A 24,211-nucleotide genomic window follows, 5' to 3' on the forward strand; every position below is an offset into this window, starting at 1 on the left:
TATATATTACCAATTCCCTCTGGATTTTATATTCGCTTCACAGAATTTAATAATCTCTACAATACGTTTATCACGGGTTTCTTGTCGTTTGGCTTGATTAATCCAATAGAGGTAACTTTTACGGTAGCTTTGTGCAAAGTTTTGGTAGTTTTCAAAAGCCAAAGGGTTTTGATCAAAGGCATGTTGTAAGTCTTTGGGAATGACACCATTTTCTACATCATCCAGAGCAACCCATGAACCGTTCTTTTTGGCTACTTCGATACTTATCAAACCACTTTGATGCATCAAATCATTTTTGATAAGATCTATGATGTAGGTTTTATTGACTTTGCTCCAAACACTTTTGGGTTTACGAGGACAGAAATATTGCTTGCGACGTTGATCATCTAATCTTTTTACCGTAGAATCTATCCAACCATAACATAGTGCTACTTTTACAGCTTCTTCCCATCGCATACTTGGTTGTTTGCTTTCTACTTTATAAAGTATAAGATAAACTCCCTGAGATTGATGATGATTTTCATGAAGCCAGGAACGCCATTCCTGATCATTTTTAAAATATAATTCGGGTTTGTCAGACATAAAAAAAGACCTTGATAAAATTACGTTTTCAAGGTAATAATTTTTTGGAATACAATATATATTCAAAATATAATCAGATTCCTTTTTGATGCCCTGCTTTTTTTTAGTTTTGCATTCTTAAATTAGAAAGATATGATTTCTGTAGACGGAATTGCTGTAGAGTTTAGTGGTGAAACATTATTTAGTAATGTTTCTTTTGTTATTAATGAAAATGATAAAATTGCCCTAATGGGTAAAAATGGTGCAGGTAAATCCACTATGATGAAAATTATTGCCGGAGTGCAGAAAGCAAACAAAGGGCATATTAGATGTCCTAAGGAAGCAGTGATTGCATATTTACCGCAACATCTATTAACAGATGATGATTGTACTGTGTTTGAAGAGGCATTAAAGGCGTTTAGCGATATTTTGGGGATGCAGGAAGAAATGGATCGGTTAAACAAAGAACTCGAAACTCGTACCGATTATGAATCTAGTGAGTATATGGCTATCATCGAAAAAGTAACCGATCTGGGAGAGAAATTTTATGCTGTAGAAGAGGTTAATTATGAAGCCGAAGTAGAGAAAGCACTAAAAGGACTTGGGTTTAAGAGAGAAGATTTTACACGACCTACTAGTGAGTTTAGTGGCGGGTGGAGAATGCGTATAGAGCTTGCTAAAATATTACTACAGAAACCAGACCTTATCCTTTTAGATGAACCTACCAATCATGTAGATATAGAATCTGTGATCTGGCTAGAGGACTTCTTGATCAATAAAGCCAAGGCAGTTATTGTGATCTCTCATGATAAAACGTTTATCGATACGATCACCAATAGAACTATAGAGGTGACAATGGGAAGAATCTATGACTATAAAGCAAATTATTCGCATTATCTTCAGCTACGAGAGGAAAGAAGAGCGAATCAAATAAAAGCATACCAGGAACAACAGAAATTTATTGCAGATACCAAAACATTTATCGAACGGTTTAAAGGAACCTACTCAAAAACCAATCAGGTAAACTCACGAGAACGTATGTTAGAGAAGTTAGAGATTATAGAGATTGATGAGATCGATACTTCATCTTTAAAACTTAGATTTCCCGCATCAGTTCGATCAGGAGATTATCCTGTAATAGCAAAAGATTTATCAAAAAGTTATGATGACCATGTAGTATTTAAAAACGCAAATTTATCGATTTCGAGAGGAGAAAAAGTATCATTTGTAGGACGTAACGGTGAAGGTAAATCTACAATGATCAAAGCAATTATGGGAGAGATTGAGTACGAAGGGGCTTGCAATCTGGGACATAATGTTAAAGTAGGATATTTTGCTCAAAATCAAGCAGCATTATTAGATCAGAACCTTACCGTGTTTCAGACAGTTGATGAGGTAGCAGAAGGAGAAGTACGAACACAGATCAAAAATATTTTGGGACAATTTATGTTCGGAGGCGATGATATCGATAAAAAAGTAAGTGTTCTTTCGGGAGGAGAACGAACACGACTGGCGATGGTTAAGTTACTTTTAGAGCCTGTTAATCTTTTAATTCTCGATGAACCTACAAATCACCTGGATTTAAAATCAAAAGATGTACTAAAGGAAGCTTTATTAAATTTTGATGGTACCTTAATTTTGGTTTCTCATGATCGTGACTTTTTACAAGGGCTATCACAAAAGGTATTTGAATTTAAAAATAAAAGAGTAATTGAGCATTTTGAAACTATAGACGATTTTCTTTCTAGAAACAAGATTGAAAACCTAAAAGAAATTGATCTTAAATCATAACGGCACGACTGTTATTGCTTTAAAAACCAATACATCACTCACCAAGGCGCTATAAATAATATACGATCTATCAAAAAATCCGTTAGATTTGTAGACCAATAATCTAAATGTAATCAAAGAAGGTTAGTTTTTTTTGAATGATAAAAGTATCGATGTATAAAATATATAGCGAATGGAAGTATTAGAAATCATATTATTGATTTTGGCATATTCCCTAATTATCATTGCATTATTTTTGGAGGTTATTTGCTATAAAAAAAACATTGAAACGCTTGAAACTATATATTTTACGATTTCACTACTTTTATTAATCGTTGCATTAACAGTGACCTATTTTTTTAGACCTTTTAACCATTCCGATAATACTAATATTTTTATTTTATTGGCGATGATATTGGTTGCACTTACTACTCCTTTGCATATTCTAGAAGAGAGACGTCACACCATAAAACCTATTTTCAGAAAAGTACTAATAGCCTTTTCTGGATTGCTAACCATACTTGTTATTGCGGGTCATTTTATTAAAATATTAAATGTTTTACAGTATGTAGTAGCACTATTTTTAGGGATTTCTGTTGTTTTATCTATGATTCTGATAAGAACGACCAAACCAAAAGTTAACATAGCACATCGTGAAAAAATAGAACGGTATATTGCTATTGCCGTCCTAATTATGATTCCACTTTCTTTATTAACCAATTATGCTGTAGACCTAAATGGCATAAACACAAAAATAGGATTTACACTTCCACTGATTTTTATTGTACTTGCAGGAAGCAAATTATGGAGTGATATAGAACGTCTGTCTCTTTTTAAACCCAAAAATACGGTGAAAGAGCAAAACCTAATTAATTACTCCTTGACCAATAGAGAAAAGGAAATTGCTTTACTTCTTATTAAAGGAAATACATATAAGCATATATCAGAACAGCTATTTATATCAATTCCTACTGTAAAAACACATGTTTCTAATATTTACAGAAAATGTAAAATAAATAACAGAATAGAACTTATTTCGTTGTTATCTAGTTGATTACTCTTGTATTTTGTCTCTAATACGGGTATCATACTTTTGTATGATATTTAGAATAACCTACTATTTAGTACAAATTCCCTATTGTTGCAATATCGTTTGTTATCCATTTTTGCGGTATTATTTTCATAAACATAATACCAAAACATGAGACAAATTTTTCTAATGACTTTCATCCTGTTCTATTCATTTAATGTGTCGGCGCAAGGAGATATACTACCTACTACAGATAAAAAAAGATTAGATTTTGCCAAAACCTATTTTGAATTGGGTGGAAACTTGCTCCCATCATTTACAGGGAAACGGCTCTCGGGAAATGAACTTATTAGTTTTAAACATCCAGAAACTCTAAATACAACCTTATATTGGGGTGGCTTTCATTTTTGGGGACATGCAGAATTCTACGTATCCTTTCCTTTAAAACAGTTTAATCTTAAATCGAATGAAGAAACAGATGTAGAATTTACACATTATACCGTTACCGGTGCCCGGTTTTTGCCTTGGGCATATCGAGAAAATAGACTCAGACCTTATGTTGGTATTGGTTGGTCTGCTTTAGATTTTAAACAAATTGTAAAGCCAGATGAAGATCAGCCTAAACTTGAAAAAAACTTTGCATGGACTGCCGATGCCGGAGTATTGTATGGGTACAAAAATTTTACGGCTAGATTAGGAGTCAATTATTATCCTGATAACGTATGGAATTACCCCATATCCAAAACTGAATTTCAAAAGATTAAGACTCCAAATTTTAGTTTACAACTAGGGCTACTCTATGCGATGGATCTTACCAAAGATAATGGAGATCCAACTATTAATAAAAGATGGAACAGTTATCCAGAAGTTTCAAGCCTGGGCTATAATGCTTCAAGTTTTGGTGATTTTTTTGCTGCTGTCGGACCCTCTGTTTCTTTTTCTCTTGCAGAATCTGAATACAACAATAGTGAATACCCCTATCTAAATAAAAAACAAGCATCTGGCGGCTATTTTGATATTGCTTTGGGATATCAGTTTAATACTGCTAATATGTTTACAGCAGTATCGTTTAGAAATCCAAAATTTGAACAACAAGCATATGGAACCAGACAAACCATTAAGAAAACTTCTATCGCATTAGAAACAGCTAAATTCTTAACCGATTATACTGGTTTTGCACCTTTTATCGGTTTAAATGTAGCCTATGATCATATCAAATATTCAGAAATTACAGATGAGGGAAGCAAAAAACTAACATTTAATAAAATTGAACCTGGTATCACTATTGGATGGGATATTGTTCCCGGGAAATCCGAAGAGTATTTAATTTTAAGAACAAATTTACGTTGGTATCCTCTCTCTTCTTTCGAAGTAGATGGGGAAAAATTTAATTTTAATCAATTAGAATACAATTTAATACAACTTGTTTTTTACCCCGAACGATTTTTGAGATCTAAAAAGAACATTTTTAAGTAACCTAATAAAACTTTCTTTAGTACACGATAAAAAACAAACCAACAAATATTTAAAATTATACGTTTTATTAGACCTCACAGGTTTTTAAAACCTGTGAGGTTTTGATAATAAATTAACGATATACTTAATTGGATCAAGAATAGTTATTTTTTGTCATGTACTGAGAAAATTTTCAAATCAGAAAGTATACTGACATAGGGTTGTCATTCCTCCACTTTATTTTTACTTCGAAATAAATAAAAGTAGAAATGAAAAATAATAAAATAAACTTTATAGAATTACAAGCAATAGATTTAAATGAAATCAAAAAATTCTATGGTAATACTTTTGGTTGGACCTTTACAGATTATGGAGATCAATACTGTGATTTTCATCAAGCGGGAATTGATGGAGGATTTGCCAAAGTAGAAAAAATTAGTACAGGAGGTACTCTAGTTGTTTTATATCATGATGACTTATCACATGCATTAGAAAATGTGCGAAAAAATGGTGGAAAAATATCCAAGGAAGTATTTTCCTTTCCTGGTGGGAGTCGATTTGAGTTTATAGATCCCAGCGGAAATAAACTGGCAGTTTGGACAGATAAGTAAAAAGGATAGATATAAAATAAAAAACATATAATGAAAAAAACATTAGTAGTAAGTTATGCCCCAAGAAGAGGATCATACACAAAAGAATTGGTAGATGAGTTTATTAAACTAGCCGATAGTAAAACAGAAATTACATTTTTAGATTTAGTAGCTTCTCCACCAGATTTATTGCTTGATGATAATCTAAATTTAATATTATACGGAGGACAACCAGAATATACAGCAGAAGAGAAAGAAAGACTTTCAAATCATTTTCAATTAATCCAACAAGTATTAGATGCAGATAACATTGTATTAGCTTCTCCTATGTATAATTTCTCGTTGCCAGCTACAGTAAAAGCCTGGATTGATACTATAGTAGTTATTGATAAAACGTTTGCCGTTACAGAAGACGGTAGCTTTAGAGGGCTTTGTGAAGGAAAAAAAGCATTAATATTAGCAGTGGCTGGGGGAGATTATTCTGAAGAAACTGCTCAGGAATACTTTTCTCCAACTATTAAAAGAAATTTTGAATTTATAGGAATTCCTTCTAAGCAAATTTCTGCTTTTGGAGTAACTCAGTATCCAGAAAAAGTAGATACCATTATGTTAAACGCAAAAACTGAAATTTCGAAAGTAGTAGAGCAATGGTATTGAGCCATTGTTAGGTTTGGTGTAACATTTTTGAAAGTTTTTGATCTATACATAAAACTTTTCAATTATGTCAAAAAAACAATCTAAAGCATTTTTTTACGTATTGCTTTTTCATATTGTGGTTACCATGAATTCATATGGTCAGACAGATACGCTGTTATTAAACTACGAACAGTATACATTAAAAAACGGACTTGATGTTATATTACAACCCGATCCTAATGTAGAAGATGTTTCTGTAGAATTTTGGCTTCGCAAGGGAATTAGCATGGATAAACCAAATCAGTATGGTTTTGCCCATTTTTTTGAACATGTTATGCCGTTTGGTATAATGGATAGTCTTAAACGTGCGCAATTAAAAACCTATCGAACAGGGAGCAATGCACAGGTTAAAAAGGATTATACTCGATTTTATGTAAAAGTAAAACCAAAAGGAGTTCGCCTTGCTTTAGCAATGGTAGCCGGACGATTAAAAGCAGGGACTGATCGTATTACAGAAAAGCGAGTAGAATTTCAAAGAAAAAGAGTACTGTCTGAAATTAGTAGAAATGCCAGAAATCCACAATGGAGCGCACCAGGAGGAATGGCGATTTATACAGGTACCTTTGGTAAAAACCACCCTTATGGCAGTAGTGGGTATGGGGTAATCGAAAATAACAAGAATTTTAAACTAAAAGAGTTTAAAGAACGCTATAACGAAATTGTATATGCAGATAACACAGTGCTTTTTCTGGTGGGTAATTTTGATATAGAAGATGTTAAAAAACAAATAGGCGTATATTTCAAAAACCTTCCATCAAAAGTAAGAGATCACAAAATAATAAAGCTGGCAAAACATGTAGAAGAAAATATAACGATGAAAGCTCCTCACCCTAAGGATACTATACAAACAATGGTGTTTTCCTGGGCAGTACCCAAATGGGGATCTCGCGATGATGGTACTTTAAAACTTATTGCAACTATACTCGATACTCGTCTTAATGACAAAAGTCGTTTTCCAAAATCATTTATAAAAAATACGGTGTCTACAGATATGTATGAGTTTGCAGGACAATTCGCAATACGCACTACTTTTACTGCTGTAAAAGATAGCACACAAATAGAACACCTCGTTTTGGATAAAGTAAATAAATTTATAGAAACTGGAGTTACAAAAGCAGAACTAATAAATGCCGAACAAAGTGAAATTAGTGACATAAAAGAAATGCAACAACGACTAGGTTTTCAATGGAGTAGGACAGAACTATTAGGAGAAAGCTTTTTGTTTACAGGAGATCCAGGATTTTATGTTAAGAGACTCGAAGGACAATTGCAGCTCACCAGGGAAGATGTGAAAAAAGGAGCAGAAAAATGGCTAAAGCAAAAACCGTTTAGAGTATTATTTGTTTCAGATACAAAAGAATAGATGTTTTTATAATAGTTAACTCTACAATTAAAGGGAAGGTTAGTTGTTTGTATGTGTGTTCGAGTATTTTGGGATCTCTGAATTCTTACATTACACACTTAGCGCCTTTATTGAAAACCTCAATGGAGAAATCAGAAAGTATACCAAAAACAAATTATCATTCCCTGCCGATCAGGCTGTAATGAAATCTGTATATTTGGCTACCAGAGAGGCTACTAAAAAATGGCCTATGCCAATTAGAAATTGGGGAATAATCCTCAATCAGTTCTTAATCATATATCAAAAAAGGGTAAGACTTTAAAAAAGTCAAACCCTCGATAGTTTAAGTTACACACTTAATGAAATAGTGTCTTACATTACAATTATTGGTTTGTATTATAATAGTACCTGTCTTTTTAGTGATCTTTCTTAAGAATAAACTCACTTTTCTAATTGTTAACAGAGTGAGTGGATTTTTTGTTTTCTTCCTAAATCTGTCTATCCTTGAAATAGTTTGTAAAAAACTGGTTTGCTTTTATATTTTGGTCTTTTCCAAATGTCTCTACAAAAATAGCAAAATCCTCCCAACAAGCTATATACTCCTTCCCGTTAATATCAATGAATAAGGAAGGGAAGAAGTCTCGAGATAGAAAAGATTTGAACCTTAAATCTAGATATTCGTTAAATGAAAGGGTTGAATGTTCTAATTCTCCTTGGCTATCCAGTGTAACTATGTTTGAACCATTTTTTAACATAGCACAGTTTGGGTCATCCATTGAAACACCGTCAAATACAATATCGAAATCGGTTATTTCATTATTGCCCCACCCTAGGTTTTCTCTCATGACAGGTACTCTTTCTAACTCTGGAATCCATAAATGAATTTCAAAGTCAGAATCGTTATAACCATTTATATAAGCCCCATTCATTTGTTTATACAGGTTCACCACTTCATCAGGGACATTTTCTATGTGTGAAAATGCTGCTTTTACGGACTCTTCTGTAACTGGTTCCCCAATCCAAAAATCACTTATTGTAAATTTACCATCTATTAAAAGAGCATGAGTCTGTTCTAATCGTTCTCTCCAATTTGTATTAATGCCCTTTTTAGTTGTTTTTAGTTTTTCAGTGCTATTAGCCAATGATTCTTTAACAACGGCTGTCGGTTCTTCATATATTATTTTTTGGGGTTCAGAAATAGTAATTTCTACTTTATCTTTAGAATCTAGACCTGGTATATCTGCAAAGGCCTTTAAAAAGAACTTTGAATTATTTCTATTAAACTTAATATCATTAATGGTCAATTCAAATTGCCAGATGTTAGTATACCCAGGCTTTATAATCATGCCATTCGTATCAATAATTACTTTTGCAATCTTTTCTTTTTTTGATACACTTTTTTCACTTTCAGTGTATGTCACTTTGTTTTTGTCTTCATGTATGTTTTTATGTACTTCTATACGTTTCTCTATGTAGCTTTGTTCTATATAAACAACAATTTCTTTAACAGGAGTTTCTATTTGTTTCCCTGTCAAAGATATTTTTCCAAAGACGTTGCTATTAACTGTAAAATTCCTAGTTGAAAGATCAATTTTTAGGTCTGGATTCCCTATTCCGACCATAGATTTCATTTTATTAAAGAAGCTCATTTTATTTATATATTTAATTTATTAGTTAATGATTTTTTAGGGAATGATCTTTTCTCTGTATAAAGAACCTAAGCTATATCCCTGTCGGATATAATTATCTATATTATCTAATTGTTTATATTTCAATAATCACAAGATGTGAGATATCTTTCTCTGTTTTATAAAGTATGTGTTTTTCAACATAAAGACCATTAAATGTATTCTCGTGTATTTGTTAAAAATACTGGGATACATAAGAGGGGTCAAAATTAGACAATAGTAAATTTATTAAAAAGCTCAAGTTTCTGAAGAGACAGTTATTATTGCTTGAATCCATTGTTTTTTATGAGATACTCATTTAGTTGAAGTTTTAAAGGGAGCAACTATAGTTCCCGCTTTTAATATTATATGCTTATCCCGATGTTTCCCCTAATCTTACCTAACCTCCCTGTAGGGCTTGATTTTTTATCTTGTAGCATAAATGATCATAAAAATTACGGTCCAGTGTGCCTAGTAATCACAAGAGGTTCAGGTTAATGAAAAATTATTGGGGAACTTAGCGGACAAGCATGTAATATTATCCTATTATAGGGTTACCCATTTAGTTCTCAAAACGTAGATTATGAGAAGTAATTTCGCTTTGCAAAATAGTGATCCTTTTAAACATAGTATCAATATTCATAACGCATGAGGTACATTACTAATCTAATACACGCGACTTAACTGGGAAGCCCTATTCTATTAATTTAAAAAGTATGTATATGCTAAGAATCGGAATATATAGGTGATCAAAATTAATTTCCAAATTCTGGATTCATTCATATGGTGGTATAATACCAGATAATGGTCTGAGTATCCAGCAAGGGGGCCAAAAATTCGTACCACCTACCATTATGCAATCTTTCTTGAGCATAGGAGGTTTTTAATTAAAACAACCCTAACTAAGTTATATGAGATCGCTTCGTTAACTTGATAATTTATAACCTTGTATGATAGTATTTCCTAAAAGCCTGTTTTCATTATGTCATCATATAATTCAATGTGTAAATGGTATTAAATCAAAAAGAATAAGTGTTTTTTATGAATTCGATAGCATCTTGTTTCAGTATTTTAGTAGTGTAGTATGAACAATACAAAAGAAATGCTGATACAAAACTATCAATCTGGTTGGACACATGATTTTAATAGTATCAAGAGAGTGATTAAAGAAGCACTTCGAGATACAGAAATTACAATCGAACATGTTGGCAGTACTGCAGTTAAAGACTTAGCCGCAAAACCCATTATAGATATTGATATTGTCTACGGTAAAAACGTGTCTTTTGATACAATAGAAACAGGATTAGAAAAACTGGGGTATTATCATACTGGGGATCAGGGAATAAAAGAAAGAGAAGCTTTTAAGCGAAAAAAAACACATACGAAGCATACCATATTAGATTGCATTACACATCACCTTTATGTTTGCCCGGTTCATAGCAGAGAATTGCAAAGACATATACTGTTTAGAGATTATTTGATAAAGAATACAAACGAAAGAGAAGCATATCAAAAAATTAAACTCGAAATAGCCAAAAAAGCGAATCAAGATCGAAAAGTATATGCCAAATTGAAAGAGACTATGGCAAAAGAGTTTATTGAATCGGTTCTTAAAAAAGCTAGAAAAGAAAAAGCATAAAGTACGATCATGTATAAATACTGTTGACATAGGGTTGTCATCATTGCATTTTATTTTTGTTTTATACGATTAGATAACTGCCTATTCTGGTTAGTCTAATTTTGTAAATGATACATAAAAAGAGAATATATGATGAAACACGAATGGAGAAAAAAAGAAAAAGGAGTGTATATACCCAAAAACACCCCCGAAATCATTGATATTCCTCAATACAATTTTCTCACTATCGAGGGAGAAGGCAATCCTAATAGTGAATTTTTTTCAGATTATATAGGTGTATTATATGCGGTTTCATATGCGATAAAAATGGGATTAAAAAAAGAAACTGTACCCAAAGGATATTTTGATTATACCGTTTACCCGCTAGAAGGCGTTTGGGATATTACTGAAGAAGCAAAGAAAGCATATAAAGGTACTATTAATAAAGATGACCTGGTTTTTAAATTAATGATCAGGCAACCCAACTTTGTTGATGATAAATTAACGAAACGTATGATTGATCAAACCAAGAAAAAGAAACCTCATGTATTATTAGAAAAAGTAAAATTCGAGAAAATATCAGAGGGCAAGTGTATACAAATGATGCATTTGGGAAGTTATGATAACGAACCCGAAAGTTTTAAGGTGATGGAAGAATTTGCTGAAAAAGAACATCTCTACAGACCGTCTAAAGCGCATAGAGAAATTTATCTATCTGATTTTAGAAAAGTACCCGCCGAAAAACTAAAAACAGTTTTACGATTTAAAGTAGTTTCAAAATAATTTATATATAACACAAAGCATCACCTTCAAAATTAAAAATCTAGGGATACATTATGGAGTTATAATATAATTTACTTTATCAACTCCTGTGTTTCCGGTAACTGGGTTATAGGCATATACGACAAGCTCATAACTTCCTGTAGTGTCTATATTGATTGTACCTTCAAATACGTTAGGTGAATTAATAATAAGATCTATTTCATCAATTTTGGCACCATCTTTTTTTAGGATTCCTTTTACTTCTATTGTATTGGCATCCCAAAGGCCACCATCACTAATGGTACAACCACACATCATTACAATATTAGATTGCACAGCAATACTTTTTTTGTCGAGAGCTTTTAATGAGATAAACTGATGTGTTCTTGGAGTCAGAATATCAACTACAAAACCTGGAATCTCGATTACAATTCCATCTCCCAAAATATCTTTTCCGGGAATTATCCATAACGCTGTTGATGCGTTTACTGTAGCCTGTTTTTTATTTACAGGAGCAAATACCTCTATGGTTACAAAAACAGGTTCTGATATGTCTAATTCTGCTAGAAACCCAGAGGTGTTATCATCTGTAATTCTTACATTTCGTTTTCGTGGTGTTTTCATGATTAGAGTTGTGTTTCCTGTACCACCACTGGTTTTACCTTGCGAAAGAATATCACCTGTAAGCTGATTACGTATGATGATATAAGCACCCCCGATAGAGGTGCCGATAAATTTTGCATCTTTTGCTTTTGCTCTTACCATGACTTTGGTAGGGGTAGCAAATGCAGTATAACTAAAAAGCGTTACTAAAATAGTCAATATTGTTTTTTGAAACATGATCATTTATGTTTTGAAGTGCGTATTGGGTATAACTTCTTATGGCTAATCAAAAATAATAAAGATTATGGCAAAGCGATATGTGTAACAGCTATAAAAATATCTTAAACTTATATCTCTTTTATCATAAGTATAATTGTTATATCAAGTACTTTTTTGAAGCGTAGCATAAAAAAAGTACCTTGATAAGTTTGGTTTGAGTTTGTTAAAATACTATATCACAGTATATCTCGAGATGCTATTGTAACAAAACCTGTAATGAGTCGTCGACACTAATACATCAAAAAACGTATCGTAATGAATTCAAATCAAAAAACAGGAAGAATTGCAGGACTACTATTTCTTACCATCATAGCCGCTGGCATGTTTGCAGAATTTTTTGTTCGCCAAAAGATTTTTGTGACCGATGATCCAGCTGTGACTGTAGCTAATATTGCTAATAACGGGTGGTTATATCGACTAGGAATTGTTAGTGATTTGGTGATGATTCTTGCATTTTTCTTCTATCCATTAGTTTTGGATAGAGTGTTTAAGCATGTTAATAAAGAATTGTCCAGACTTATGGTATCGTCGGTCATGATCTCTGTGGCGATATTATGTGTAACAATGCTTGCAATGATAGCACCATTGTTACTAACTAGTGGGGCTGATTATATGGAAGGATTTACTACTAATCAGATAAACGGCTTGGTTACGTTCTTTCTAAAACTACATACCAATGGTTACGTTATTTCACAGATATTTTATGGGTTGTATTTGTTTCCACTTGGGTATATGATTTTTAAATCTGGTCTTGCTCCAAAGATTATTGGTATGTTGTTGATACTTGGGTGTATTGGTGATCAGATCGATGTTATTCGATATTTTCTTTTCCCGAATAGCGAGTCGGTATTATTAGAAAACATAACTATACCAGCAGACCTGGGTGAGATGTCACTATGTTTATGGTTATTGATTATGGGACTGCGAAATAGGAAAGTAGAAACCGAAAGTGTTGCTTAATTACCAAAGGTATTAAAAGACATCGTTACCAAAAATTATTCAAACTGATTGAGTATGTAATAGAAAATCTACTTAGAAGTTAGCTTAGATGCTGTTTTTAATTCAATATTTATTAGTATAATTAAAATAATGATTTCTACTATAATATATCCCCAACCAAAAACAGTTATTTTCTGGTAATGTTGAAACGTTACACCTATTGAAATAAAGCAATATATAAGATTCATCAAAGCAATAGCAGTTAAAAAATACCTCTGGTTTTTCTTAACTCTTAGATAGCAATACAAATCATAGAGCGCAAAAAAGCAAGGAAAAAAAGCAAGAATGTAAAGTGCTTTTGCAGGAATCCCGAAAATGTTTTCGAGTTTCACTAAAACAACTCCTAATAAAAAAGCAGAAAGTAGTGCTCCTAAACCATCGATTAGAAAAAGTCGTTTAGGATGCACTACCATTTTATTGATAATCTGTCGAAAAACCATAGTTTTCTTGTCGTATTTAGCTTAAATAGCTTTGTATATAGTATAACCTGTTTATACAAGTATACAAAGAAATACTATATAGAATAAAATCTATTTGACAATTGTTAATAACCGATATTATCATACTATTACATCCGTTAGGTTTTCTATTATTCTTTTGCGAATAAAGGAATAGCTTAGGCTTAATTGTGCGTTTGTTTTCGATTAAAATATCGCCTTAGCACATAATTCCTTAAGATACTTAAAACAGTTAAGTAGATAGTTAGGATTATATTTTTACCAGAATTGTTTTCTATACCCAATATTGGAAATATAATATGCAATGAAATCATGGTGATACAAAAACCAATAGTTACATTCGCTAAACTTTCTATAAAAGATTGTTTTTTAGTTTGCATTGGGTAATAACTTGATTTTTGAAGTTGTGTTATACTTATCTATTTCGATAATCCTGTAACCAAAAACAGTAGTGTTTATTTCTATAGCATTTAGAGTTTTCTCTACTTGATAAGAAACAGCAGGAGTAATGTGTTGTGTAATATTTTTGTGAAGTATAGTACTCTCCATATGATAATGTCCGCAAAAAATGGTAATATCATTAGAGCTACCTTCAAGTAAGGAAATCACATCTTCCCGGTTTTTGAGTTTTCCAATTTCATCGACTTTCAGGTTAAGACCAATAATGGGGTGATGTACAAAAATGATAATTGGGGTTGTTGAAATAAGTTCTTTTTCAAGCCAAAGCAATTGTTTCTCATCAATTACTCCTTCAGAGGAATCTAAGTATATGAATTTGTAATACTCTTTTATAGTGCTGCTGTATAATTTTTCTGAATCGTAATCTGCCCCTTTGTTATAATACTTTGAAATTTCAGAAAATGTATCATGATTTCCCAGAGTAATGGATAAGGATTTAGTTTTAAGTTGTTCGAAAAAATATGAGACCCCTTTGTTTTCGCCAATATCTCCTGTACAAACAATCCGGGTAATCTTTTTATCTTCTATATCCTTTACAATACTGTCGAATTGTTTTCGAGCCAGTACACCATTTTTTAATGGGTATTCTTCATCTAAATGCAAATCGGTTATATGTGCTATTTTTTCATACATAAACTTTTGTTTTAATGAGAACAAAAATAGATATGTACTGTATGATGGATTTATAAAATCTTGCAGATTTTATAAATTTTTTCTGTATTGAGTAGGAGTAGAGCCTGTGTGTTTTTTAAATAGATTAGAGAAGTAAGATGTATTATCAAAACCACATTCGATGGCAATTTCAAAAATAGAATCTTTAGCATATCGTAATTTATGCTTTGCTTTTGCTAAACGAATAGCGGTTAGATATCCTAAAGGTGTAGTCCCGTTAATTTCGGTGAATAATCGGTGTAAATAATACTTGCTGATACCCATATCTCTACTCATACAGTCTAGCGAGATGTCTTCACCAATATTATCATTTAAATATTCTTTGGTTACCGAAATTAATTTAAACAGTTCTTTTTTTGTATTGTGTTTCACTATTTTTAATGTCGCAAACCCGGTATCAATATTAGCCTGTTCTTGTACAATTGTCTCAGAGATACGAATGAATAAATTCTCTATTTGTCGATTAAAATCGAGTGGACTATGCTCATAGAGATTAGTGATTTTATCCAATAAAAGCCCTACTTCATTATTTGATTTTTTTTGAGTCACTTCAAGAAATTCAAGTTGTGATGTATCACTAGTATGATACTTATATATTTCGCTGATTAGTTTGGGAGATAAGAAGAAGGATAATCCTTTTGTCCCTTTTTTTGCTTCGGTAGTAATGCAGCTATTATTATTTATAATTAAATATTGGTTTTTTGTAATCTTAATGTCTTGATTGCCGAAATTATAGTGTTTAGTTCCTTCGATTACATACTTTAAAGAATAAGTAGAGGTATATGATATAGAAATATCATCATGATGCTTAGCGTATAATATTTTATTTTCTAATTGATTCGTAAATGTTGGAGTAGTCGTTATTTCTTCAAGTTTTATCATAAAATCAATTATAAATCAAAAGATTTGGCGTGTAGGTTTAAAACTTTAAACTTAGGATTAATCACCAAAACTGTATTAACGATAGTCACTGTTACAGCGTGTTTTTTATTTTAAAATTTTGTCTATTACTTTATCATATCGTGTATCCATACAAACACTAATGTCTGTTGTCATAAATTTTCCATTATAAAAAAGACTAAAAATGGTTGCCGGACTCGGAGCAGATTGAGCTTGTTTCATGGTTTCTAATTTAATTATTTTTAATGGAATTTTTCTGTTTTTTGCAGTTTCGATCAGAGAGTTTTTTGCATGAAACTCTGCAAAAGGGCAACGATTAGAATAATAAACTACGATTCCATTTTTTTCAGAACATTCTCCACTTTTCACAGATTCATTAAATTTTGGTAATTCGGCTTTTGGATTTATTTTTTTTGCTAAAAGGCTAAATCCACTCGAAATTCTTTCAACCTCCTCAAATCCTTGTTTTAGAAACCATTTTGTATCACTCATAAAATGAAACTTCTTAGTTCCGACAACGGTGACTAATCCATCTTTTCCTTGACTCTTGGCGTCGTCAATTGCTGTTTTTAGCAATTTTTTTCCATACCCATTCTTTTTGAATTTTCCAGATACCCAAAAACAATTAATATTCAGGTAATTAGATGCTTTAATTGGGATCCAGGCATTTTCTGCAGGGCCATATTCTATAAATACTTTTGCTCTTTGATTAATTCGCCTAAATACATATCCGTTATTAAATTCCTTAGTTAACCAATCTTTTTTGGCCTGATAACTATCAGAACATTTCTTATCAGATATTGCACAGCAAATATGTTCTGCCGATATGTTTTCTGTATTTAAGTCAATTAATTGTTCCATTTTTGTTTTGTTGATGAAGCCTAATCTAAATGTATGTGTCTAATTAAGAAAAACACAGCCAGATCAATTGGCTATTCAGCATCTGTTTTATATGTCGACATAATCTCTTAATTTTTTTGAGTTAGGTGGGTTTTTTATATCTACAAATTTGGTTGATTTTTGATGATAAAGTTACCTCTTGCTTCCTCTTTTAATTAGAGTGTACTGATTTAAATTTGCCAAGAAATAGTGCGATGAGTAGTATTCCTATTCCAATCCCCGTAAATGCACCTTTAGCCAGATCAGGTAATTCTATATAATGCGAAAATATTTGTGTTAATGCTATTATCAATAAACCCATTGATAATAGCATTAACGATTTTTTTTTAGTAATACTAGTCATTTTATTGTTTTTATAATTAGTATTTCAATGGCACTATTTGTTACAGTATCTATTTCAAATTTTAGCTTGTTTATTAGTTCTTTTAAACCACCGAAAATTAGTGCTGTTAAAAGAACCTCTAAATGAGGAATAGAAATATTACCATCCATTTTCTGGTCCTCCTCCCGAGGATTGACCATTAGATAAATGTATTCGTCTTTCCTTAGTAACAGTTTGACCATTTTTGTATGCTCTAACATAAACTGTTACCAAGCCACTGGTGGTTGGAGTCATTAATACAGAGCTAGAATCAGAGTTATTTACCTGAGATCGTTTTAGAGAACCATTAGGATAGTCAATTCCCCAAACCCATCTGTCTACAGGTATATTACTAGACACCCAAAATTTGTGATACAAGTAACCTCCAATATGAGCATAATCAATATCAATGCTTATAGATGATAATGTTAAATTTATGGTTGGGATACACTCATTAACAGATAAAACTGTTGGGTTCGTAGATGTATTATTACCATTGTAAGATATACCTGATACCTGGTAGAGTTCTACGCTTCCGCTATTCATTAAGCCTACGATATCTACATTCTGGTTAGTATTAACAATTCCAGACATCCCACGCCAGCTATCTTTAATCACCCAACGAGAATCACCTGTCCAGCCTATAATTGTAAAAGCATGGTAGGATAACCCAGCGGCAGGTATATTGTAGTTTCTAAATTTTTTAGCATCATGAACTCCATTTTGGATACCTGATACTTTCACTACTATAGGGCCATCATTTAAGATCTTCATTTTAATATCATTAACAGAGTTAATGTCATTTGTACTTAATTGAGTGGCATTACCTACTGTGACATAATTACCTAAAGTACCTCCATCATCAACAGCCCAAACGGGTGGAGAAAAGTTGGTATCTAGAAACATCCTATATGATCTTTGACCGTTTGCATGATTTATGTAAGCTAATACGCTAGCTCTCGGGATACTACACCCATTTATATCGGGATTATTTACAGGACATGTTTCGGGTGCAAAGGCATTAATTCCTCCACCAGCTGCTGCTAATGGAATTTTAAAACTTGAATTTAAAACAGGAAGGTAATAAGGAGCATTCCATACTTTATAATCTAGATATGCATCAGAAAGTGAAAACAGACTAGAGCCATACACACTGTTCTCGATACCATAAGTTGTTTCTATAGCTGCATTAAAAGCAAAGGCTAAACATGGTCCCTGGTCAATTTGGGTTCTTGCCGATGTTACAAAATCTCGATTACCACCTGTTGTTGGGGCATTATTCCATGAGAAATCGCATGGGATATTTTGAGAAAATAACTGTGTTGAAAATAGTAAGAATAATAAGAGTAATGATTTTTTCATGATGGTGTGGTTTTAAAATTGAGTACTATTTACCTATACATAATTTATATATAAAATAGCATATAAAAGATGCTGGTTTTTCGATTAAATAAAGAACCGAATTTTTAATGTCTCTAAAATACTAAATTTTACTAGCATAGTTTCAATAGTCAGATTGATAGACATATAAGAGGAAAGAAAATAAAAATTTTAGAATGCTACTGTTTGAGTTAAATATTTGAAAATCAATTAAATAACAAGTGGTCTTTTAACCAGGCTCAAAACCTTACGTATCCCATAGCATATTGTTTTTCTTTACTCTGAAAAATAGAGTAGGAGGTGTAATTAGATAGTACGTCTTCTAAATATTGTGCTTCATTATATTCAAAACTGGTCGATTACTTACCATTTATCTAGTTGATACAATTCGACCATTTGCTTTTTCATGTATTTTTCTGGGGTATATTTTAGGATGAAATTCCTAATGATTTCACTAAATCGATTTGTTATTGCAATTTTTGATGTAATTCTGGATTGCTTAACTAATTTTTCGACTTTTGATTTTCTATAGGCATAAAAATCATCATAAGCCGTTTCTAGGGTATTCGATTTTTTAATAAAGTGTGCTATATAAAAAGCATCTTCGATGGCTTGAGCACCACCTTGCCCTAAATCGGGAGTCATACTATGTGCTGCATCTCCGATAAGGCAAATATTTTGATAGTTCCATTTTTGTAGTAACTCTAAATCCGAAAGATCACCTCTAATGATGTTGTCGATTGATGTATTTTTAATCAAGTCATTAACCAGGGGATGGTATCCCGAAAACATATTCGTTAATTTATTCTTTAGGTTTTCTCTATCATCCTGCAAATTAGGTTCGCTTAATTTTACGGCAAACCAATATACTTTTCCTTCAGATATTTTAGATATTCCGAATTGAAACTTTTGCCCCCATAATGTAAAACCAACTGATTCTAGTTCGCTACCTAAGTTATAATCCGAAATCCCTCTCCAGCAGGTTTGCCCGGTATACCTTATTTTACTATTAGGGAATAATTGCTTTCTTACACCAGAATGAATACCATCTGCACCAATAATAGACTTGGTTTGAATTGAAGTCCCGTCTGTAAAATTAACTTTTAGCGATTTGTCACTATTTTGGACATATTCTTTAAAAGTTTTATCCAGTACTATATTTTCCTGCTTTATGTATTTGTATAAAATTTGCTGTAGTTTCCCTCTATGAATCGCCATGGTAGTATATCCAAATTTTTCTTGAACAAACTTCTGATCAGAATCAGATATTGGTTTTAACTTGTGATTGGCCACTAAAATTCGGTTGAAACTATTTCCAGAATCCTGAATTTCTTTTAATAACTCGGGATTAATCCATTCTAATACTTGTAGTGCATTTGGTGATAGCCATATTCCTGCTCCCACTACTTTTAAACACGCTGCTCTTTCATATAATGTATAAGGGATATTCAATTTATCAAAGGATAGTGCTGTTACAAATCCTCCTATTCCTCCTCCAATGATTGATATAGTATTTGCCATTATTTTGTATTACCAGTAAAACATCACGTATTCGCTTTTTTTAACCCGAATTCTGCAATAGATTTTCTAATGCAAAACTCGGGTTTAGCTTACCAACTCTTATTTTGATATGCGTATGTTTCACCTTAGGTGTATGCAAAGATCAGTTTAAATTATTAGTTATCATTTGATATAGATCAAGTTTTACTATTAAATTAAAGTTTAATTTCTTCAACTTTTCGCACATTATTATTGTCATATTCTGCTATTGTTAAAGTTTTAACGGTTCCGATGATTTCAAATTCATCTTTGTTCCATTCATCAACCATTTTTTTGCAGTCTAATTTGTTTAACGAATTTCCGATTCCGATATGTGGTATAAAATCCAGGTCTAATCTGTGGTTTTCTTTTAGGGTTCCGCTATAAAGTTTATCATGGATTTTAACAATATTGCTATAGCCTTGATCTGGTACAAGGAATGTATGGTAATATTCGTTAAAAGCATCTTTGTTTATCGTAGCACAACGCAACACAAAATCGAAACTATTACATGTTGCTGCTTGTTTTTTTATTTCGGCTATAAAATCAATTTCTGTTTGATCAAATACAGGAAATACGATAGTAAAATGAGGTTTGACTACATGATAAAAAAGTTGGTCGTTTTCTTTTCGGTAGTTTTGTATTACATCAAAATCTGCATTTTTGATTTCGGGGTATGCCAGGACTAAATATGCCATTTTTTTGATTCAGATAGTTTTATAAAATGTGTTTTAATGGTTGTGTGGTGTATATGTATCCAGAACGAGATATATACAGTGTGTAAATGGTTACTCTAGTGCATTCTACCTTTAAATTTATGTTTTTCTCTACTAGGGATATACATAAATTTTCCCTTCTTGTCTATATAACGACTGGTTATAGAATTTTTCAACACCACTCTAGCCACACCATTAACAAAACTCTCTGCTTCTTGAAACTGAGGTTCAATCACAATTTCTCCTTTTAGATTCATATATCCATACTTATTAGAAGATAGGTTATCATCTTTTACTTGAAACGAAATCATTCCTTCAGAAACCTCGCCTAAGGCTATGTTTTTTTTGACTTTAAAAACAATCTCTCCTTTTGTATTAATGAACCCAGTTTCTGTTTTAGTAAAAAATCGTGCTACTCCTTCATTAAAATTATCAATAGTTTCAAATCTATCATCAGGTTTAATTATGATTTCTCCTTTTTTATTTACGAAGCCGTGACCTTTCTTTCCTTTTTGATTAAACATAGCAAGTCCGTCACTAAAATTATACCCGATATAATAACTATCAATCTCAAGTATTACCTCTCCTTTGGTATTTATGTATTTTGTTTCATTTTCGGTATCTCTTACAGCAGCTAATCCTTCTTTAAATTTGGTGGCAGAATAATATTTTGGTTCAATTGCTATTTCTCCTAATTTGTTTATATAGCCAAAATTGCTATTTATTTTTACTAATGCTAAGCCATTATAAAAATCTCCCACATTTTCATATTTGGGCTCTATTGCAATCTCACCATTTTTATTTACAAAACCATAAGTAGAACCATATCCGCTACCGAATTTTTCTATTCTTCCCATTCCATCCTTAAAAGGATAGCACATATCAAAATATTGATTAAGCAGTTGTCCATCTTTTTTAACGTAGGTATGTTTTCCTTCATTAGTTGTAACTTTTGCAAAGCCATCTTTAAAATCACCTGCTTTTCTAAAAATGGGTTTAATCACAATATCTCCTTGCTCATTGATGTAACCAAATTTGCGTTTCATTCGTACACAAGCTAAGTTTTCTGAATATTTTTTTGCAAGTTCATATTGTGGTTTTAAGATAGAATCACCTTTATGATTTATATACCCATAAAGTCCATTATTCATTTTAACAGGTAAAAAGTTTTCACTTTTTTTATTTTGTGAATTACAACTTGTTATAAATAGTAAGGTAACCGAAATTAGTAAAGTAATTTTTTTCATTTTTTGAATTAAATAGGATGCTAGAAGTATGTGTTACGGCAGAGCAAAATGTTACCGGGTTGTTGATATTTTATACTGTGTTGGTTACTGGTCTTTTCTATATTTCTATTCATTTCGAACTATATTTTTTTAGTTGATAAATCGAATACAATCCAATAAAAAACTCTGCAATTATTCCAAAAATATAACCTCCTGTGGGCAACCCGTCTATTACCATGCTCAATGCACGTCCGGCCGCAAGAGTGAGCATAAATAATATATTTAGCTCAGTAGCACGTTTCCAATATTTTTTTTTACAAACCCCCAAAATCCATACTATAGCAACCCCAATATATAAACACATTATAGCTTTTAGCATATTAGAAAGGTCAATTGTATTGACTTGAATATCTAATTGCTTAGACAAAATTGAAGGCGAACCGTAAATTATTCCTGTTGGTAATACAATTGATATAGAAACGAGAAGATGTAAGTTTTTTAAAATCCAATTTATTTTACCCGTCATATTTTTGATCCCGATTTCAGGTTTTTGATAGTTTATTTTTTGAGTTTATATGTTTAGCTAAATTAGTAAATCTTTAAGGATACTACGGTATTTAAATCCTTAACAGGATTAAGAGAGCCCAACGCGATGCTTATAACATCGTATTGAGCTACTCGATGGGATAATCGAATTTTTCTTAGTCTAACTCTTTTCCTTTCTTTTTGCTGTAGGTAGTTTTTTTAGCCTAATTACTACTACAATAAACATTAGTAAGCAGTAATAAATAAAAATATCACCTACAAGAGAATATACAGTCGTAGTTCCTTTTGTTGGTAGTTGCGTTATGAGAATCTTACTATTATCTGTGAAGTGATCCATTTCACTAAGTGTTTTTCCGGTATAATTAAAACTAGCTGATAATCCAAAACTTGTTTGACGTACCAGATTAAAACCTTGTTCTATGGCTCTAAATTTTGCCATGTTCGTATGAATGGGGTCAATGCCTTTCCAATCATTACTTGGTACCAACATAATATCAGTGCCTTTGGCTTGTTTTAGATATTCGGGAAAATCCATATCAAAACAAATAGCCGATCCAATTATTCCATATGGTGTTTTTGATGTTTGGATGGTAGAACCTTTTATATTACTCATAGCAGCTTCTCCACCAGGAACAGGAATCACTTTCCAATAATCGATAGTTTTTTTACCATTTGGGTCAAATAAAACAAATTTGTTTTCTAAAGGTTTGTCATTTGTAGGATCAATAACAGCAACAGCTGCGCCAAGATATATTTCATTTTCCTTAGCCATTAAACTAGCAGATTCATATAATTTGTTTTCATCTTCTTTTAAAACAAGAGCATTTCCCTCTGCCCAAAAGACTATTTTTGCTCCTGCTTTGGCTTCTTTTAAACTTCTATCTAATAAATTCTGATTTAAGTCGAGGGCTTGTTTTTTAAATTTTTCTTTACCACCTTCCAAATTAAGACCATAAAAATCGTTGTCGTAGATTCGTAAGTTATCTATGGCAGAAATAGAAGCTATTCTGATGGTCTCGGCATTAGATTTTTGAAATAATAAACGATAACTACCATACCCTAGCGTTAGCCCGATAGTTACACTATATATCAAAATCCCTTTTTTAACTTTTACCCATTGCAACTCTCGAATTAGTATCCAATTGATTATAGAAGCAAACCAGCCTATCAAAAAAGTAATATATCCCATTCCAAAAACAGAAACCGATTGTAATAAAACATTTTGTGATTGTTGTGTATAGGCTATGTGTCCCCAACTGCCATATGGTAGAAATAGACTACTTACATACTCAATAAGAACTAATGCTGTCGGAAAGATTAAGGTATGTAAAAACGTGTTCCGATTTTTTGAAAAAAGCAAATCTATAAGATAAGGTATTGCAGCTATCAATCCGTAGGGAGCCATTATAAGGGCATACATGAGAAAGGGAAATGGAAGAATCTCAGAATTCTGAAATAGAGTTGCAATTACTAACAGCACACATGCTAACAAAAAGCCTTTAATAACAGAGAGCTGGCGAACTGCATAAAGTAACATAGTGATTGAAATCCAGGGAGCAAAAAACATAGTGTAACCACCATTCGAAATGAGGAGTACTAATAGTAGTATTACTAAAAATGTTAATTTACCGAGTGTATTGTTTACTGTTTTCATTTGTTTTTATGGTATTGATTATAGGAAA

General features: G+C 32.0%; 23 protein-coding genes and 1 pseudogene. 10 read left to right on the forward strand and 14 right to left on the reverse strand.

Annotation, left to right across the window (positions count from 1 at the left end):
• Positions 1-6: 6 nt before the first annotated feature.
• On the reverse strand, positions 7-582 hold the full coding sequence (locus NNL09_RS16135; RefSeq protein WP_025664763.1) for a YdeI family protein: 576 nt from the start codon (positions 580-582) through the stop codon (positions 7-9).
• A gap of 132 nt (positions 583-714) precedes the next feature.
• On the opposite strand from NNL09_RS16135, the gene NNL09_RS16140 reads away from it, so the two are divergent.
• The 7 genes and pseudogenes from NNL09_RS16140 to NNL09_RS16170 form a co-directional block, all read left to right on the forward strand.
• On the forward strand, positions 715-2,352 hold the full coding sequence (locus NNL09_RS16140; protein ID WP_196909863.1) for an ABC-F family ATP-binding cassette domain-containing protein: 1,638 nt from the start codon (positions 715-717) through the stop codon (positions 2,350-2,352).
• 172 nt (positions 2,353-2,524) lie between these two features.
• Positions 2,525-3,385, forward strand: coding sequence for a response regulator transcription factor (locus tag NNL09_RS16145; protein WP_196909864.1), 861 nt, complete (start codon positions 2,525-2,527; stop codon positions 3,383-3,385).
• A 147-nt stretch (positions 3,386-3,532) separates the two neighbouring features.
• Entirely contained in the window at positions 3,533-4,837 is a 1,305-nt protein-coding gene (locus tag NNL09_RS16150; RefSeq protein ID WP_196909865.1) for a hypothetical protein, read from the forward strand.
• Positions 4,838-5,085: 248 nt separating this feature from the next.
• Positions 5,086-5,427 carry a VOC family protein gene (locus tag NNL09_RS16155; protein ID WP_196909866.1) on the forward strand — a complete coding sequence of 114 codons (342 nt, stop codon included), beginning with the start codon at positions 5,086-5,088 and terminating at the stop codon, positions 5,425-5,427.
• A 30-nt stretch (positions 5,428-5,457) separates the two neighbouring features.
• A complete protein-coding gene (locus tag NNL09_RS16160; protein ID WP_196909867.1) occupies positions 5,458-6,063 on the forward strand; it encodes an FMN-dependent NADH-azoreductase in 606 nt (201 codons plus the stop codon).
• Positions 6,064-6,127: 64 nt separating this feature from the next.
• The gene (locus tag NNL09_RS16165) at positions 6,128-7,465 is read left to right on the forward strand and encodes a pitrilysin family protein (RefSeq protein WP_196909868.1); all 1,338 of its coding nucleotides are present in this window, start codon (positions 6,128-6,130) and stop codon (positions 7,463-7,465) included.
• A gap of 109 nt (positions 7,466-7,574) precedes the next feature.
• Positions 7,575-7,766, forward strand: a pseudogene (locus NNL09_RS16170) (transposase); the annotation flags it as partial.
• A gap of 166 nt (positions 7,767-7,932) precedes the next feature.
• Here the strand turns inward: NNL09_RS16170 and NNL09_RS16175 are convergent.
• Positions 7,933-9,093, reverse strand: a complete 1,161-nt coding sequence (locus NNL09_RS16175) for a sporulation protein (protein ID WP_317193921.1) — start codon at positions 9,091-9,093, stop codon at positions 7,933-7,935.
• A 1,102-nt stretch (positions 9,094-10,195) separates the two neighbouring features.
• Between NNL09_RS16175 and NNL09_RS16180 the strand changes: the two genes are divergently transcribed.
• The gene (locus NNL09_RS16180) at positions 10,196-10,750 is read left to right on the forward strand and encodes a GrpB family protein (RefSeq protein WP_196909870.1); all 555 of its coding nucleotides are present in this window, start codon (positions 10,196-10,198) and stop codon (positions 10,748-10,750) included.
• A 129-nt stretch (positions 10,751-10,879) separates the two neighbouring features.
• Positions 10,880-11,512, forward strand: coding sequence for a GyrI-like domain-containing protein (locus NNL09_RS16185; protein WP_196909871.1), 633 nt, complete (start codon positions 10,880-10,882; stop codon positions 11,510-11,512).
• A 51-nt stretch (positions 11,513-11,563) separates the two neighbouring features.
• On the opposite strand, the gene NNL09_RS16190 is transcribed toward NNL09_RS16185, so the two are convergent.
• The gene (locus NNL09_RS16190) at positions 11,564-12,331 is read right to left on the reverse strand and encodes a hypothetical protein (RefSeq protein ID WP_196909872.1); all 768 of its coding nucleotides are present in this window, start codon (positions 12,329-12,331) and stop codon (positions 11,564-11,566) included.
• Positions 12,332-12,628: 297 nt separating this feature from the next.
• Between NNL09_RS16190 and NNL09_RS16195 the strand changes: the two genes are divergently transcribed.
• A complete protein-coding gene (locus tag NNL09_RS16195; protein ID WP_196909873.1) occupies positions 12,629-13,333 on the forward strand; it encodes a DUF4386 domain-containing protein in 705 nt (234 codons plus the stop codon).
• 68 nt (positions 13,334-13,401) lie between these two features.
• Here NNL09_RS16195 and NNL09_RS16200 read toward each other — a convergent pair whose 3' ends face one another.
• From NNL09_RS16200 to NNL09_RS16250, 11 genes are all read right to left on the reverse strand, one after another.
• A complete protein-coding gene (locus NNL09_RS16200; protein ID WP_025664774.1) occupies positions 13,402-13,812 on the reverse strand; it encodes a hypothetical protein in 411 nt (136 codons plus the stop codon).
• Between the two features lie 387 nt (positions 13,813-14,199).
• Positions 14,200-14,922 carry a metallophosphoesterase gene (locus NNL09_RS16205; RefSeq protein ID WP_196909874.1) on the reverse strand — a complete coding sequence of 241 codons (723 nt, stop codon included), beginning with the start codon at positions 14,920-14,922 and terminating at the stop codon, positions 14,200-14,202.
• A gap of 69 nt (positions 14,923-14,991) precedes the next feature.
• Complete coding sequence (locus tag NNL09_RS16210) at positions 14,992-15,843, reverse strand: AraC family transcriptional regulator (RefSeq protein ID WP_196909875.1); 852 nt, start codon at positions 15,841-15,843, stop codon at positions 14,992-14,994.
• A 105-nt stretch (positions 15,844-15,948) separates the two neighbouring features.
• Positions 15,949-16,722, reverse strand: a complete 774-nt coding sequence (locus NNL09_RS16215) for an N-acetyltransferase (RefSeq protein WP_025664777.1) — start codon at positions 16,720-16,722, stop codon at positions 15,949-15,951.
• Positions 16,723-16,912: 190 nt separating this feature from the next.
• Positions 16,913-17,104, reverse strand: coding sequence for a hypothetical protein (locus tag NNL09_RS16220; RefSeq protein ID WP_025664778.1), 192 nt, complete (start codon positions 17,102-17,104; stop codon positions 16,913-16,915).
• Positions 17,105-17,242: 138 nt separating this feature from the next.
• Positions 17,243-18,484, reverse strand: coding sequence for a hypothetical protein (locus NNL09_RS16225; RefSeq protein ID WP_196909876.1), 1,242 nt, complete (start codon positions 18,482-18,484; stop codon positions 17,243-17,245).
• A 381-nt stretch (positions 18,485-18,865) separates the two neighbouring features.
• The gene (locus NNL09_RS16230) at positions 18,866-20,023 is read right to left on the reverse strand and encodes an FAD-dependent monooxygenase (RefSeq protein ID WP_196909877.1); all 1,158 of its coding nucleotides are present in this window, start codon (positions 20,021-20,023) and stop codon (positions 18,866-18,868) included.
• 194 nt (positions 20,024-20,217) lie between these two features.
• Positions 20,218-20,739, reverse strand: a complete 522-nt coding sequence (locus NNL09_RS16235) for a 2'-5' RNA ligase family protein (RefSeq protein ID WP_196909878.1) — start codon at positions 20,737-20,739, stop codon at positions 20,218-20,220.
• A gap of 95 nt (positions 20,740-20,834) precedes the next feature.
• Positions 20,835-22,004 (reverse strand): WG repeat-containing protein, encoded by a 1,170-nt coding sequence (locus tag NNL09_RS16240; RefSeq protein ID WP_196909879.1) that lies wholly within the window; start codon positions 22,002-22,004, stop codon positions 20,835-20,837.
• Between the two features lie 109 nt (positions 22,005-22,113).
• Positions 22,114-22,509 carry a DUF4345 domain-containing protein gene (locus NNL09_RS16245; protein WP_196909880.1) on the reverse strand — a complete coding sequence of 132 codons (396 nt, stop codon included), beginning with the start codon at positions 22,507-22,509 and terminating at the stop codon, positions 22,114-22,116.
• Positions 22,510-22,689: 180 nt separating this feature from the next.
• On the reverse strand, positions 22,690-24,183 hold the full coding sequence (locus NNL09_RS16250) for a nitrilase-related carbon-nitrogen hydrolase (RefSeq protein ID WP_196909881.1): 1,494 nt from the start codon (positions 24,181-24,183) through the stop codon (positions 22,690-22,692).
• Positions 24,184-24,211 lie beyond the last annotated feature (28 nt).

The sequence above is a fragment of the Aquimarina sp. EL_43 genome (assembly GCF_943422735.1).
GTDB lineage: Bacteria > Bacteroidota > Bacteroidia > Flavobacteriales > Flavobacteriaceae > Aquimarina > Aquimarina megaterium.